This window comes from Methylobacterium symbioticum, assembly GCF_902141845.1.
In the GTDB taxonomy this organism is placed as follows: domain Bacteria; phylum Pseudomonadota; class Alphaproteobacteria; order Rhizobiales; family Beijerinckiaceae; genus Methylobacterium; species Methylobacterium symbioticum.
On record NZ_CABFPH010000007.1, the window covers coordinates 13,647 to 28,497 of the forward strand.

General features: G+C 70.4%; 15 protein-coding genes. 8 read left to right on the forward strand and 7 right to left on the reverse strand.

What is annotated here, in order from left to right:
* Positions 1-214 precede the first annotated feature (214 nt).
* Positions 215-787: a metallophosphoesterase gene (locus tag MET9862_RS04125; protein ID WP_142581842.1), complete on the forward strand. Its 573-nt coding sequence runs from the start codon at positions 215-217 to the stop codon at positions 785-787.
* 62 nt (positions 788-849) lie between these two features.
* Positions 850-1,596, forward strand: coding sequence for a Crp/Fnr family transcriptional regulator (locus tag MET9862_RS04130; RefSeq protein WP_142581843.1), 747 nt, complete (start codon positions 850-852; stop codon positions 1,594-1,596).
* 15 nt (positions 1,597-1,611) lie between these two features.
* Here MET9862_RS04130 and miaA read toward each other — a convergent pair whose 3' ends face one another.
* Positions 1,612-2,526 (reverse strand): tRNA (adenosine(37)-N6)-dimethylallyltransferase MiaA, encoded by a 915-nt coding sequence (gene miaA / locus MET9862_RS04135; protein WP_244612559.1) that lies wholly within the window; start codon positions 2,524-2,526, stop codon positions 1,612-1,614.
* Between the two features lie 21 nt (positions 2,527-2,547).
* On the opposite strand from miaA, the gene serB reads away from it, so the two are divergent.
* The 4 genes from serB (at position 2,548) to MET9862_RS04155 (ending at position 5,984) form a co-directional block, all read left to right on the forward strand.
* Positions 2,548-3,444, forward strand: a complete 897-nt coding sequence (gene serB / locus MET9862_RS04140) for a phosphoserine phosphatase SerB (protein WP_142581845.1) — start codon at positions 2,548-2,550, stop codon at positions 3,442-3,444.
* A gap of 123 nt (positions 3,445-3,567) precedes the next feature.
* On the forward strand, positions 3,568-4,797 hold the full coding sequence (locus tag MET9862_RS04145) for an acyl-CoA dehydrogenase (RefSeq protein WP_142581846.1): 1,230 nt from the start codon (positions 3,568-3,570) through the stop codon (positions 4,795-4,797).
* 97 nt (positions 4,798-4,894) lie between these two features.
* A complete protein-coding gene (locus MET9862_RS04150; protein WP_142581847.1) occupies positions 4,895-5,677 on the forward strand; it encodes a BA14K family protein in 783 nt (260 codons plus the stop codon).
* Positions 5,678-5,774: 97 nt separating this feature from the next.
* Positions 5,775-5,984 carry a hypothetical protein gene (locus tag MET9862_RS04155; RefSeq protein ID WP_142581848.1) on the forward strand — a complete coding sequence of 70 codons (210 nt, stop codon included), beginning with the start codon at positions 5,775-5,777 and terminating at the stop codon, positions 5,982-5,984.
* Positions 5,985-6,108: 124 nt separating this feature from the next.
* Here the strand turns inward: MET9862_RS04155 and moaA are convergent, their stop codons facing one another.
* Positions 6,109-7,149, reverse strand: coding sequence for a GTP 3',8-cyclase MoaA (gene moaA, locus MET9862_RS04160; protein WP_142581923.1), 1,041 nt, complete (start codon positions 7,147-7,149; stop codon positions 6,109-6,111).
* 145 nt (positions 7,150-7,294) lie between these two features.
* Here moaA and MET9862_RS04165 point away from each other — a divergent pair, with 145 nt between their 5' ends.
* Positions 7,295-7,720, forward strand: coding sequence for a gamma-butyrobetaine hydroxylase family protein (locus tag MET9862_RS04165; RefSeq protein WP_142581849.1), 426 nt, complete (start codon positions 7,295-7,297; stop codon positions 7,718-7,720).
* A gap of 118 nt (positions 7,721-7,838) precedes the next feature.
* Positions 7,839-8,000, forward strand: coding sequence for a hypothetical protein (locus tag MET9862_RS29145; protein WP_185156742.1), 162 nt, complete (start codon positions 7,839-7,841; stop codon positions 7,998-8,000).
* Positions 8,001-8,014: 14 nt separating this feature from the next.
* Here the strand turns inward: MET9862_RS29145 and MET9862_RS04170 are convergent, their stop codons facing one another.
* The 5 genes from MET9862_RS04170 to ctrA form a co-directional block, all read right to left on the reverse strand.
* Positions 8,015-8,368 (reverse strand): hypothetical protein, encoded by a 354-nt coding sequence (locus MET9862_RS04170; RefSeq protein WP_142581850.1) that lies wholly within the window; start codon positions 8,366-8,368, stop codon positions 8,015-8,017.
* A 26-nt stretch (positions 8,369-8,394) separates the two neighbouring features.
* Complete coding sequence (locus tag MET9862_RS04175; RefSeq protein ID WP_142581851.1) at positions 8,395-11,526, reverse strand: efflux RND transporter permease subunit; 3,132 nt, start codon at positions 11,524-11,526, stop codon at positions 8,395-8,397.
* Positions 11,527-11,538: 12 nt separating this feature from the next.
* The gene (locus MET9862_RS04180; RefSeq protein WP_142581852.1) at positions 11,539-13,239 is read right to left on the reverse strand and encodes an efflux RND transporter periplasmic adaptor subunit; all 1,701 of its coding nucleotides are present in this window, start codon (positions 13,237-13,239) and stop codon (positions 11,539-11,541) included.
* A gap of 89 nt (positions 13,240-13,328) precedes the next feature.
* Entirely contained in the window at positions 13,329-13,736 is a 408-nt protein-coding gene (locus MET9862_RS04185; protein WP_142581853.1) for a hypothetical protein, read from the reverse strand.
* A gap of 183 nt (positions 13,737-13,919) precedes the next feature.
* On the reverse strand, positions 13,920-14,621 hold the full coding sequence (gene ctrA / locus MET9862_RS04190; protein ID WP_142581854.1) for a response regulator transcription factor CtrA: 702 nt from the start codon (positions 14,619-14,621) through the stop codon (positions 13,920-13,922).
* Positions 14,622-14,851: the final 230 nt, after the last annotated feature.

Genomic DNA, 14,851 nt, shown 5'->3' on the forward strand with positions numbered 1-14,851 from the left:
GTGTCGTCTCCCCCTGTCCGGAACCATCCGGCTAGGAGGCGGCTGATTGCTTAAAACAAGCTTTATTGTCCGGGCGGTCCCAGGCAAGGCCGGGGCCAGACGATCTGCGATCAGGCCGAGAGCGTCGCGCAGGGCCGGCCCCCTGGCCCGGGACGCCGCACACACCATCTCGTGGCGGCGCCGATGCCGTGGCCGAGGAACCCGCGCGAGGGGGATGACCGTCTATTTCACTGCCGACACCCATTTCGGCGACGCCCATATCCTGCGCCAGCGCAGCGCCCGCTTCGATGCGTTGGAGGCCCATGACGAGGCTCTGATTGCCGGGTGGAACGCGGTGGTCGGGCCGGAGGATGAGGTCTGGCATCTCGGGGATTTCGCCGCCCATGCGAGCCGGGCCCATTGCGCCGCGATGTTCGCGCGCCTCAACGGCATCAAACATCTGATCCTGGGCAACCACGACACCAACCGCGTCCGCACACTCGCCTGGGCGGAGGCGCCGGTCGAGACCGCCCGGCTCCGGCTCGACGGACCTGACGGCACGTCCATCCGCCTCTTCCTGGCGCATTATCCGCACCGGGCCTGGCCCGGCCTGTGGCGCGGGGCCCGCCATCTCTACGGGCACACCCACGGCACGATCCCCGACACGCGCTTCTCCTGCGATGTCGGTGTCGATGCCTGGGACTTCCGGCCGGTGGCGCTGGTCGACCTGATCGCCCGGCAGGACCGAGCCACGCTTCTGCCGGACGAACTCGCGGTCCGGGCCCCGCGCAACCGGGCCGAGTGTTGAAAACTGGCGCGACCGTAGCAGTTTAGCGCTCGATCCGTTTTCACCGCGTACCGGCCGCCACCATGTCGCTGTATAGCCGCCTTCACCGGCCCGAACTGACCGCCTCCCTCGCCCTGGGCGACGCAGCCTTCGACGCGCTTCTCACCGACCCGCCGCGGGTCTTCCGGGCCGGCACGGCCATTGTCGCACAGGGCGAGCGGCATGATTACGTCTACCGCTTGCGCACCGGCTGGGTGGCCCGCATCCGCGAGCTCACGGACGGGCGCTCGCAGTACCTCCTCGTGTTCCTGCCCGGCGACATCTTCGGCGTGAAGAGCATGTTCGTCCTCCACCAGCCAGACGCGGTGGTGGCCCTCTCGGACGTCACCGTGGATCGGGTGGAGTACCAGCGGCTCAAGGCCGCCTTCGATGGCAATCCGGACCTCGCCACCCGCTGCGCCTGGCAGATCACCGAGGAGGAGCGGCGCCTGCACAATTGGGTGGTCAGCCTGGGCCAGGGCAGCGCCGAGGAGCGCATCGCCTACGTGCTGCGCGAGTTCAGCGAGCGACTGGCGGGCTCCGACCCGGGCGGCAAGAGCGTGCGGGAATTCGCCATGCCGTTGACGCAGGAGCAGCTCGGCAACGTGCTCGGCCTGACCCCCGTCCACGTGAACCGGGTGCTGCGGCGGCTGCGGCAGGAAGAGATCGTCAGCGTGCGCAACCGCATGGTCCGCATCGTCAACCCGGAGGCGCTGGAGCGGATCGCCCGACCGCTGCAAGACGCGCCGGTCGAGCCGCGCGAGGCGGAGGTCGCCGAGGTGGCCGGGTAAGGCGGCTCAGCCTGCTCAGGCCGAGCGGGAGGCCTCCTCCGGGCTCATCCAGGTCCAGCCCGTGCCCATCTGGTGGCGGAACCAAGTGAACTGCCGCTTGGCGTAAGCGCGGGTATCGCCCTGGCCGCGCAGGATCGCGTCCTCCAGGCTGAGGCGCCCGTCGAGATGGGCGATCAGCCCCGGCACGCCGTGGGCGCGCATCACAGGCAGCATCGGGTCGAGGCCGCGCTCCCTCAAGGCGACCACCTCGTCGAGGGCGCCCCCGGCGATCATCTCTCGGAAGCGCCGGTCGATGCGCGCGCGCAGCTCGGTCCGATCGGGGGCCAGGAAGATCTTGCGCAGTGGTCGGCCGCTCAGGGGGCCTGGGATGCGGCTGCCGTGGAAGGATGCGATCGGCCGGCCCGTCGCCGCCAGGATCTCCAGCGCGCGCAGCACCCGTGCCCGGTCGCTCGGTCGGAGCGTGGCCGCGCCCGCGGGGTCCTGGGCGGCGAGATCCGCGTGGAGCGCCTCGGTCGGCCGGCCCTCCGCCGCCGCGCGCACTGCAGCGCGGACGGCCTCCGGCACCGGCGGCAGGTCGGAGAGACCCTCCTCAAGCGCGCGGAAATAGAGGCCGGTACCGCCGACGAAGACCGGCAGCCGCCCGTCGAGCGCACTGAGCAGGGCGGCCACGTCGCGGGAGAAGTGGCCGGCCGAGTAGTTCACGCCGCCATCCACATGACCGTAGAGCCTGTGTGGCACCCGCGCCTCCTCGGCCGGGTCCGGCCGCGCCGTGAGGCGGCGCAGATCCGCGTAGACCTGCATCGAATCGGCGTTGACCACGACGCCCCCGTGGCGCAGCGCAAGCGCGGAGGCGAGCGCCGACTTGCCCGAGGCTGTCGGCCCTGCGATGAGGATCGCCGCCGGCCGATCCGTGGACGGCCCCTGTGACACCACGCTGAAACGGCTCCCCGGATGACCCTCGTCGCGGTCCTGATAGCAAACCCCGCCCGGCCCGCCATCACCGATGCGGTGCTGGCCGAGACCCGGCGGGTGCTGGGAACCGCGCACCAGCCGCGGATCCTGCACGGCGAGGTGGCGGCCGAGGTGATGCTGGCGGGCGAGGCCGGCTCGGCCCCGTCCCTGACGGAGCGCCTGCGCGCCGCGCTCGGGGATGAGCCGATCGACGTGGCGGTGCTGCCGGCTGACGCGCATCGGCGCAAGCGGCTGTTTCTCGCCGACATGGATTCCACCATGATCGAGCAGGAATGCATCGACGAGCTGGCCGATCAGGTCGGGCTGAAGGCGCATGTCTCCGCCATCACCGAGCGCGCCATGCGCGGCGAGATCGCCTTCGAGCCGGCCTTGCGCGAGCGCGTGGCGCTCTTGAAGGACCTGCCGGTCGGTGCGATCGATCGGCTCATCGCCGAGCGCATCACCCTGACTCCTGGCGGGCGCACCCTGGTGCGGACCCTGCGGGCGCACGGCGCCTATACCTGCCTCGTCTCGGGGGGCTTCACCCTCTTCACCGGGCCGGTCGGCGACAAGCTCGGCTTCGAGGAGAACCGGGCGAACCGCCTGACGCTCGCAGGCGAGAAGCTCGCCGGCACGGTCGAGGAGCCGATCGTCGGCAAGGCCGCCAAGCGCGAGACGCTGATCGAACTGCGCGAGCGCTTCCACCTGGCGCCCGCGGAGACGCTCGCGGTCGGCGACGGCGCCAACGACCTCGACATGCTGGGCGAGGCCGGGCTCGGCGTCGCCTTCCGGGCGAAGCCCGCGGTCGCCGCCGCAGCGCAGGTGCGCATCGAGCACGGTGATCTCACCGCGCTCCTCTACCTCCAAGGCTTCGCCGCGGCCGAGTTCGTGGGCTGAGCGGGCCGCCTGTCACGGGGCGCCGCCCCCGGCAGGGTGTCAGGCCGGGACCCGGCCGCTAGACTGGCCTCCACCGAAGAGCCGCCGTCCGCGCGGCCGTGGATCGAGCCCGAGGACCCGCCCATGAACGCCCCGACGCGCCCACCTGGCTCTGCCGCGCCCGAAGCCTCGGCTTCGGCCCGCTTCGTTTGGGACGATCCCTTCCTGCTGGAGGACCAGCTCACCGAGGACGAGCGCGCGATCCGCGACGTGGCACAGGATTTCGCGCGGGAGAAGCTCCTGCCCGGCATCGTCGAGGCCTACGCGAACGAGACGAGCAACCCGGACCTGTTCCGTGCCATGGGCGCGCTCGGCCTGCTCGGCGTGACGCTGCCCGAAGAATACGGTTGCGCAGGCGCGAGCTACGTTGCCTACGGCCTGGTGGCGCGGGCCGTGGAGAGCGTCGATTCCGGCTACCGCTCGATGATGAGCGTGCAATCCTCCCTCGTCATGTACCCAATCTACGCCTACGGCTCGGAGGAGCAGCGCCGGAAGTTCCTGCCCAGGCTCGCCAGCGGCGAATGGATCGGCTGCTTCGGCCTGACCGAGCCCGATGCCGGCTCCGACCCCGCAGGCATGAAGACGAAGGCCGAGAAGACCGCGGATGGCTACCGGATCTCGGGCGCCAAGATGTGGATCTCGAACGCCCCTTTCGCCGACGTCTTCGTGGTCTGGGCGAAGTCCGACGCCCATGACGGGGCGATCCGCGGTTTCGTCCTGGAAAAGGGCATGAAGGGCCTCTCGGCCCCGACCCTCAAGGGCAAGCTCAGCTTGCGCGCCTCGACCACGGGCGAGATCGTGATGGATGGCGTCGAGGTCGGCGAGGACGCGCTCCTGCCGAACGTCTCGGGTCTGAAGGGGCCGTTCGGCTGCCTCAACCGGGCGCGCTACGGCATCTCCTGGGGCGCGATGGGCGCCGCCGAGGATTGCTGGCACCGCGCCCGCAGCTACACGCTCGACCGTAAGCAGTTCGGCCGGCCGCTGGCCCAGACGCAGCTGGTACAGAAGAAGCTCGCCGACATGCAGACCGAGATCGCGCTCGGCCTTCAGGCCTCCCTGCGCGTCGGGCGACTGATGGATGCCGGCAAGATGGCGCCCGAGATGATCAGCCTGGTCAAGCGCAACAATTGCGGCAAGGCTCTCGACATCGCTCGGACCGCCCGCGACATGCACGGCGGAAACGGCATCATGGGCGAGTACCATGTCATGCGCCACGCCCAGAACCTTGAGACGGTCAACACCTACGAGGGTACGCACGACGTGCACGCGCTGATCCTCGGCCGGGCTCAGACAGGGCTGCAGGCCTTTTTCTGATTTGACCGTGGTCGCGTCGGGACAAAGTGTAGCACGATCGGTTCCAGTCCGCCGGCCGTTGACGTCTCACAGAGTTCGCGAGCGGCAGGATCGGATCATGAAACAGCTTCTCTTCGCCTCAGCACTGCTTACCGGCGCGATCGCCCTGCTTCCGGTAACGGCCGATGCCCAGCGGGGCCGCGCCATCGGCAGCGGGATCGCGGGAGGCACCCTCGGTGGTGGGGGCGGCGCCCTCGCAGGCGGCGGCGTCCGGATGGGCACCTTCGGGGCGGGCCGCGGCGGCTTCGGCGGTGTCGGCGGCCAGCAGACGATCGGTGGCACTGGTTTCCGCGGTGGCGGTCTCCAACAGGGTGGCGGTTTCGCGGGTCGCGGCTTCGGCGGCGGTCCGCGGCCGGGCTTCGCCGGCAATCCCGGCGTGGCCGGTTCGGGCGCCACCAATCCCGGCGTCGCGGCCAATCCGGGCTTTGCCGGGCGCAATCCCGGATTCAACAATCCTGGGCTTGGCAATCCGAGATTCGGCAATCCCGGCTTCGGCAACGGCTACCGCGCCGCGGGCTTCAACCGAGGCTACGGCTTCCATCGGGGCCACGGACACTGGCGCCGCGGCGGCTACGGTCTTGCCGGCTTCGGGGCTGGCGTCGGTCTCGGCCTTGCCGCAGGCGGCCTCTACGGTGGATACGATGACGCTTACCCGTACCCCTATGACAGCTATTATGGCGGCGGCTACGCACCGGTGACCTATGGCGCCGAGGATGAGACCGAGCAGGCGACGACGTCCGACGCCGGCGCCGTGGCGTATTGCGTGCGCCGCTTCCGCTCCTACGACACGCGGACCGGCACCTATCTCGGCAATGACGGCCGGCGCCACGCCTGTCCGTAACCGATTCCGAACCCCCGGATCTTCATGATGGCCCCGCGCGTTCCGACGCGCGGGGCCATCGGCCATCTGGAGCCGGGCGGCAGAGAACGGGGCTGCCATGACCGAGTCGGCGATCGAGACCCTCAACCGGGCGCGCGCCAGCCTCGTGCGCGAGCGCGACACGCTCGCCCGCCGCATCGCGGGCATGGACCTCGCCCCGGTGACGATGGCCGAGGACCTGACCCGCATTCTGGTCGCGATCGAGACCCTGGACCGTGCGCTGACGGCGGAAGGCCAGCCCTACCTGCCGCCGATGAGCGCGGACTGAGATCCCGTGTGTCGAGAGGGATCATCCCTCTCGCGGGTCCGGGCAGAGCCCGGGATCTTCCGTCAGGGCTTCGCCCCGACACCCCACCAAAGGGATCATCCCTTTGGGATCCCAGATGGATGGATCAGCCGCCCGTCACGCTCATGTGGCGCGGCACGGCGGCCGGGCGCTGGCGCTCGATGACGAAGTCGTGGCCCTTGGGCTTGCGCGCGATCGCGTCGATCACCGCCTGCGTGACCAGGGCGTCGTCTGGCGAGGCCCGCAAAGCCGCGCGGAGATCGGCGGCGTCCTCCTGGCCGAGGCACATGTAGAGCTTGCCGGTGCAGGTCAGGCGCACCCGGTTGCAGCTCTCGCAGAAATTGTGAGTCAGCGGCGTGATGAAGCCGAGCCGCCCGCCGGTCTCGGCCACGCGCACGTAGCGGGCCGGCCCGCCGGTGCGGTCGGGCAGGGGCGTCAGGGTGTAGCGCTCCTCCAACCGCTGCCGCGCCACCGAGAGGGGCAGGAACTGGTCGGTGCGGTCGCCCTCGACCTCGCCGAGCGGCATCACCTCAATCAATGTCATGTCCATGCCGAGCCCGTGAGCCCAGGCGATCATGTCGGCGATCTCGTGCTCGTTGACGCCCTTCAGCGCGACGGCGTTGATCTTCACCTTGATCCCGGCGTCGCGCGCCGCGGCGATCCCGTCGAGCACGACCTTCAGGTCGCCGCGGCGGGTGATCGCGCGGAACTTGTCCGGATCGAGGGTGTCGAGGGAGACGTTGACCCGGCGCACGCCGAGATCGGCGAGCTCGCCCGCGAATCGCCCGAGCTGGGTGCCGTTGGTGGTGAGCGTCAGTTCCTGCAGCGCGCCCGTGTCGAGGTGGCGCGACAGGCGGCGGAACAGATGCATGATGTCGCGCCGGACCAGGGGCTCGCCCCCGGTGATGCGAAGCTTCCGCACGCCGCGGGCAATGAACACGCCGCAGAGGCGGTCCAGCTCCTCCAGGGTCAGCAGATCGCGCTTGGGGAGGAAGTTCATCTCCTCCGCCATGCAGTAGACGCAGCGCAGGTCGCAGCGATCCGTCACCGAGATGCGCAGATAGGTGATCGCCCGCTGGAACGGGTCGATCAGCGGCGCAGGTGCCGGGGCAGCGGTCGCTGCGAAGTCGGTACGCGGTCCCCACATCTCGGAATCACGGCTCTGCTGCGGCTGGGTGACGATGGCGTCGCGTGACGAACCTAGCATGTCCTGGCATATGAGGGGATGTGTGCCAGGGAGCAAGCTGGGCCGGACCAGCCGCCGCACGCCGCCTGTGAAAGGGACCTGATCCGTGAGCGAGGAACGCTGGCCCACCGAGATCCGCCTGTCCGCCGACAAGCGAATCCTCAACGTCGCCTTCGACGACGGCAAGCGCTTCGCCCTGCCGGCGGAATATCTGCGCGTGTCGAGCCCTTCGGCCGAGGTGCAGGGCCATTCGCCGGCCGAGCGCAAGGTGATCGGCGGCAAGCGCGCTGTCGAGATTCTCTCGGTGCAGCCGGTCGGCAACTACGCGGTCAAGCTCGGCTTCGACGACATGCACGATACCGGCATCTACGGCTGGGGCTACCTCTACACGCTCGGGGCCGAGTATTGCGACCGCTGGAAGACCTATCTCGCCGAGCTGGCGGAGCGCGGGCTCGACCGGGAGCGCCGCGGCTCGGCTCAGGCCGCGCCCGCCGCGGGCGGGAGCTGCGGCAGCGGCTGCGGCTGCCATTGAGGCCGCCAGCCGGGCCGCGGGGCCGTTGCAGGAAAGTCACCGATGCGCGCGACGGTGAAAGATGGTTAACCTCGCGCCCCTAGGGTCGGCGGCGTTGCAGACCTTCGGAGTGTCGCCCGTGACTCTTCTGCTCGTCCTCGCCCTGCTTCCCGTGGTCGCCGCCATCGTGCTCGGCCGGGGCCGGCCGGGGCCGGCGATCGGCTGCCTCTGCCTGATGGGCGTCGGCTGCGTCATCGCCTGCTCCAGCCTCGCGGGGCTGCTGCGCCACCAGCGGGCCTGAGGGCCGGTCCCGGTTCAGGGCGCGAACCGGGCCTGCAGGTTATGGCCGTGGAGCTTGGCCGAGAGCACGACCTTGGCGCCTGCCGGGAGCGGGGCCTTGAGGTCGGCGACGAGCCTGTTCGGCGCGGCGGGTTTCAGGATCAGCGTCTCGGTCTTCCCCCCGGCCTGGATATAGGCCTTGGCGCTGAGCCCTTCGGTGCTCAGCGGCGTCCCGTCCTCGTCGGAGAGGAAGAAGGTCACGCCGGTTGCGCTGCCGACGAATTCGATGGGGTGCCCGTCGGCGGTCGCGGTCTGGCCGCCATTCGGTCCGGCCGCCGCGGCGGGCGTCGCGAGCAGGGCGGCGAGGGCGGTCACGAGAATCCTGCGCATCGGCTGTCTCCTGGTGGGTCGGTGGCTTAGAAGGCCTCGGCCGGGCGGCCTGACGCCGCGTCGGCCGGGTTCGATCGGGCCTGACGCAGGCGCTCGAGCGGCTTGCGGCCGAAGCTCAGGACGAGGAGCGGCGTCAGCACCGTGTCGAGGAGCGTGGCGCTGATCAGGCCGCCGAAGATCGTCACCGCGACGGGATGGAGGATCTCCTTGCCCGGCGCGTCGGCCCCGATCAGCAGCGGCACCAGCGCGACGCCGGCCGAGAGGGCCGTCATCAGCACCGGGGCCAGCCGCTCCAGGCTGCCGCGGATCACGAGCTCCGGTCCGAAGGACAGGCCCTCGTGGATCGCCAGGTTGAGGATGTGGCTGATCTTCAGGATGCCGTTGCGGGTGGCGATGCCGGTCAGCGTGATGAAGCCGATCATCGAGGCCACCGAGAGCGGCTGCCCGGCGATCGTCAGGGCCGCCACCGATCCGATCAGGGCCAGCGGGATGCTGCCGAGGATGATGAGCGTGAACACCGCCGAGCGGTAGCGGCTGTAGAGCAGGGCGAAGACCAGGGCGAAGGACAGCCCCGAGAGCAGGCCGATGGTCCGGCTCGCCTCGCCCTGCGCCTGGAAGGTGCCCTCCAGACTGGTGGCATAGCCCTCCGGCAGATGGGACCCGGCCACCGTCTTCTCGATGGCAGTGACGATGGCGCCCATGTCGGCGCCGGGGCCGGTATTGGCCATCACCACGATGCGCCGACGGGCGTTCTCGCGCAGGATCTGGTTCGGCCCGTCCGTCTCGCGGATGTCGGCGATCTGGCGCGCCGGCACCCAGCCGGAGGGCGTCTCGATCAGCAGGTCGCCGAGCCCGCCCGTGGTGCGCACCGAATCGGAGAGGCGCATCACGACGTCGAAGCGGCGGTAGCCGTCCACCACCCGCGAGACCACCTGCCCGTTGGAGAGGCGGCTCAGCTGCTCCACCAGGGCGGCCGGCTGCACGCCGTAGAGGGCGGCGCGGGCGTAATCGACGCGGATCTCCAGCTGCGGGATCAGTACCTGCTTCTCGACCTGGAGGTCGGCGAGGCCGGGGATCTCGGCCATGCGCCGCCGCAGGTCCTCGGCGAGGCGGCGGAGCGTGTCGAGATCCTCGCCGAAGATCTTTAGCGCGATCTCGGCGCGCACGCCGGACAGCATGTGGTCGAGCCGGTGCGAGATCGGCTGGCCGACATTCACGTTGACCGGCAGCAGGGCGAGGCGCCCGCGGATATCGGCGACGAGTTCAGCCTTGGGCCGGGCGCCCGGCTTCAGCGCCACTTCGAGGTCGGAGGAATGGACGCCCTCCGCATGCTCGTCGAGCTCGGCCCGGCCGGTGCGGCGCCCGACCGAGCGCACGTCCGGGATCTCTAGGAGCAGGCGCTCCGCCACCAGCCCCACCCGGTTGCTTTCGACGAGCGAGATCCCGGGATTGAAGGTCATGTTGACCGTGAAGGAGCCCTCGTTGAAGGGCGGCAGGAAGGCCCGGGGCAGGGTGGTCGCGGCGAAGGCCGCCGCCGCGACCGCGAGGGCCGCACCGGCCAGGATCGGCCGCCGATGGGCGAGGGCGACGCGCAAGACGGCCGCGTTCAGCCGCTTCAGCAGCCGCACCAGCCCGCTCTCATGCCCCTCCAGCCGCTTCATCCCCGGCAGGAGGTAATAGGCCAGGACCGGCGTCAGGGTGATCGAGACGAGGAGGCTCGCCAGGATCGAGACGATATAGGCCTGTCCCAGCGGCGCGAAGAGCCGGCCCTCGATGCCCGACAGGGCGAAGAGCGGCACGAAGACCAGCACGATCACCATCGTCGCGTAGACGATGCCGGAGCGCACCTCGTTCGAGGCCGAGACCACCACGGCGAAGACCGAGCGCGGATTGCCGGCCCGCCGGTTCTCGCCGAGCCTGCGAAAGATGTTCTCCACATCGACCACCGCGTCGTCGACGAGCTCACCGATGGCGATGGCGAGCCCCCCGAGCGTCATCGTGTTGATGGAGAGGCCCGCGAGGTGAAACACGATGGCGGTGGCGAGGATCGAGACGGGGATCGCCGTCAGCGAGATCGCGGTGGTCCGCAGGTTGAGCAGGAAGGCGAACAGCACCACCGCCACGACGGCGACCGCCTCGACCAGCACGCCCTCGACGTTGCGGATCGAGGTCTCGATGAAATCCGCCTGCCGGAAGATCAGCCGGTCGGCGCGCACGCCCTGCGGCAGGCTCGCGGTGATCTCCTTCAGCGCCGTCTCGACCGCGCCGGTGAGGCGGACCGTGTCGATGCCCGGCTGCTTCTCCACCGAGACGATCACGGCCGGCGCGCCCATATAGCCGGCGTCCCCCCGCTTCACCCGCGCCGCGAAGGAGACCTCCGCCACCTGCCGCAGATAGACCGGCCTCGTCTCGACGGTGGCGACGACCATGTTGCGCAGGTCGTCGAGATCCATGGTCCGGCCGAGGTTCCGGATCAGGTATTCGCGGGCATACTGGTCGGTGAAGCCGCCGCCGGTGTTGGTGCCGAACTGGGCGAGCGCCGTCTCGAGCTGCGCCTGCGTGACGCCGAGTGCGCGCAAGGCCGCGGGCTGGGGCGCCACGCGGAACTGGCGCACCTCGCCGCCCATCGGGATGACCTGGGCGACGCCGGGGATCGCGAGCAGGCGCGGGCGGATGGTGAAATCCGCGATCTCGCGCAGCTGCATCGGGCTCAACCGCTCGCCGGTCAGCGCCACCATGACGATCTGCCCCATGATCGAGGAGACCGGACCCATCATCGGGGTGACCGTCGGCGGTAGCTGTGGCCGCACCATCGCCAGCCGCTCGGCGACCTGCTGGCGGTTGCGGTAGATGTCGGTGCCCCAGTCGAACTCGACATAGGTGACCGACAGGCCGACGCCCGAGACCGAGCGGACGCGGCTGACGCCGGGCAGGCCGTTCATCTGCGTCTCGAGGGGGAAGGTGACGGTCTGCTCGACCTCCTGGGGGGCGAGACCTTCGGCCTCCGTCATGATGGTGACGGTCGGCCGGTTGAGATCGGGGAAGACGTCGACCGGCAGCTTGGTCACGGCGAAGGCGCCGTAGAGCACGAGCACGGCCGCGAGCGTCAGGACGAGCAGGCGGTTGCGTAGGGACTGCGTGACGAGGAGCGTGAACATCGGGCGCCCTCCTCAGCGGACTTGGTTGAGGAGTTCGGCGCCCTGCGTGACGATCCGGCGGCCGGGCGTCAGGCCCGAGACCACCAGCACGCGGCTCGCATCAAGGGGCTCGACGCGCACCTCGCGCGGCTCGAAGCGCTCGGGCGCGGTGTGCTCGTAGACGATGCTCTGGCCGTTGCCGCCGCGGACCACGCTGGTGCGGGGCAGGGCGAGGCCGGTCTGGCGCGCGTCGGTCTCGGCGAGCACGGTGACGAACTGACCGGTGCGCAGGTCCGCCTGCGTGCCGCGGATCGCGAACTGCACCGGCACGGCCTGGCTACGGTCGGCTAGGCCCGCGCCCATATAGGCGAGGCTCAACACCCGGCCGTCCGCGAGGCGGGCGGTGGCGTCGGCGGCCGCGGCCGGGGCGTCGAAGCTCAGGGCCTCGACCCAGAGCCGGTCCGGATCGACGATCTGAAACACCACCGCGCCGGGGCTCGCCATCTTGCCGGCCACCGCGTTCGCCTCGGCGACGATGCCGGAGACCGGCGCGGTCAGCGCTTCGGGCTGGGCGCGCACGCCGTCCAGCGCGCTGCGGCGGTCGATCAGTCCCTTCAGCTCGGCCTGGGCCTCCTCCAGTTGCACCTGGGAGATGGCGCCGCCGGGCGCGAGCTTGCGGTAGCGCTCCACGCGGCGCTCGACGATGGCGATCTGCTGGTCGAGCTCGCCCTGGCGCTGGCGCATGTCGGAGACGTCCACCGCCTGGACCGGCGGCGTCACGGTGGCGAGCACGTCGCCCTTCGAGACCCGGGTGCCGAGGCGGGGGAACAGGCCGGATTCCGGCGGCGAGAGGCGGCCGCCCACCGAGGATTGCACGACGCCGCTGGCATTCGGGTCCGGCACGACACGGCCGGGCAGCTCGGTGGTGCGGCTGAGCGCGGCCTGTACGGTCACGAGGGTGCGCAGGCTCAGCACGCGCTGCGTCGGCTTCGGCACGAAGACCGCGCCGTCGGACATGCGTTGGGCGAGGTCCTGCGGGCCGGGAGCCGCCATCTGCATCGCCTGCGGAGCGCCGTGATCGTGCCCCTCGCCGGCGAAGGCGACGGGGGCGGCGAGCAGCGCTGCGGCCAGGAGGAGCACGGCGACGGCCGGCACGAGGGGGCGGCGCCGGATAGCGAGGGTCGCCACGATGCCGAGGAGGAAGCCCGCGCCCCCGATGAGGAAGGGCATCGGGTCGGCCTCCCGCAGGTGCTGGCGAAAATCGTGCGCGACCGCGAGGCCGGCATGCCAGGCGGCGGCCGGGCCGGAGGGGGGCGCAGGCGGCGGTTCCGGCACTGTGAGGGAGACGGGGAACAGCTCGGTGGCGCCGTCGACCGTCACCGTGAACAGCACGTCGTAGGCGCCGGGCGCCTCGCTCCAATGGGCGTCGAGGCGGTAGCTGCCGTCCGGAGCCGGTGCCGCATGGGCCGCGCCCTCGGGCGTCTCGGCCTCGACCTGGGCCACCGTCACAGGCTCGTTGGTCGCGGCACGGTCGATGAACACCGTGATCTGGCCGTTGCGCGCGACCGCGACGAGTTCGAGCGCGTCCGTGCTCGAGGTGCCGCGCGGTGCGATCGTCGCAGGCGCCGCTTTGGGGGCATCGCCGTGGTCGTGGCCTTCATGGGCCGAGACCGCGCCGGCTCCGAGGGCGAGCGCGAAGAGAGCCGCGCGAGCGGCACGAAATGGCATTCGCATGGGAAAAAGGCACCCTTGACCGTGTCTGAGCCCGGGCGCGGGACGACTCGGCGTCCCACGCGGAGGGCGCGCCGACGGGCGCGCCGGTTTCAGGCGAAGGGTCTGGGCGGTTCGGGCAGGATACCGGGCGCCGCGTCCGGACGGGCGGCCTCGGGGGCGGGCACAGGCAGGCGCTGCGCCGTCCAGCTTGCGACTGCGGGCGCGACGGGCGTCGCTCCAACGAAGGCGTGGCAGGAGCAGCAGCCGAGCCAGCAGGTGTCATGGCCACTGCCCGCATCGGGGGCGGCGTCGGCCAGATCAGTGGCGGAATCCGTGACGGAGACGGCGTGGCCGTGCTCGGCCGCAGCCTGGTCCAGCGCGGCGTGGAGACCCGCATGCCGGTGCACGGCGGCCTGGGCCGGAGCCGGCAGCACGAACAGCACGAAGGCCGCGATCTGAAGGATCGCGGTCAGCATGCGCCAGCCGTGCAGGGTCGGATTCATCACGGGCCGAGCCATAGCACATCCCATCCGCCCGAACAGGGGCACCCGCGCCGCCGGCCCCGCCTCCGGGCCAGGGGCGCCCCTCGCGGCGTGCCGTGGTGCACCGGCGTCGGAACCATACCCCCTAACGCGAAGGGCCTGCCGGCGCGGATCGTCTCCGCGGCGGCAGGCCCTTCGGGGGAGCGGATGGGGCGGGGATCAGACCGCGATGCGCTCCTCGCCGTCCATCGGCTCACGCAGGACGTAGCCGCGGCCCCAGACGGTCTCGATGTAGTTCTTGCCCTGGCTGGCGTTGGCGAGCTTCTTACGGAGCTTGCAGATGAACACGTCGATGATCTTCAGCTCGGGCTCGTCCATGCCGCCATAGAGATGGTTGAGGAACATCTCCTTCGTCAGCGTCGTGCCCTTCCGGAGCGAGAGGAGCTCCAGCATCTGATATTCCTTGCCCGTGAGGTGGACGCGGGCGCCGGAGACCTCGACGGTCTTCTGGTCGAGGTTCACCACGAGATCGCCGGTGGTGATGACGGACTGGGCGTGACCCTTCGAGCGGCGGACGATCGCGTGGATGCGGGCGACGAGCTCGTCCTTGTGGAAGGGCTTGGTCAGGTAGTCGTCGGCGCCGAAGCCGAGGCCCTTCACCTTGTCCTCGATGCCGGCCATGCCGGACAGGATCAGGATCGGGGTCTTCACCTTGGCGACGCGGAGCGAGCGCAGCACCTCGTAGCCCGACATGTCGGGCAGGTTCAGGTCGAGGAGGATGATGTCGTAGTCGTAGAGCTTGCCGAGATCGACACCCTCCTCACCGAGATCGGTGGTGTAGGTGTTGAAGTTCTCGGACTTGAGCATCAGCTCGATGCTCTGCGCCGTGGCGCTGTCGTCCTCGATCAGAAGTACCCGCATCGTCGGTCCCCAGCCCCGCCGGCCGCATCAGCGTTCGGACACGCCCCCGCCGCTCACCTGCCCCGGCCTGTGGACAGGCGTTCCGTCGACATTGACGTGAAACGCTAGTGGTTAATCGTTAACAAAACCTGATTCTCGGTTGCAAGCGATCTGTTGGTGTCTCTCGTGCGGCCAAGCCGGTAACGTTGACGATCTGTTCTCACAGGTGCCAGCGTTCCCCGCGCGGTCGA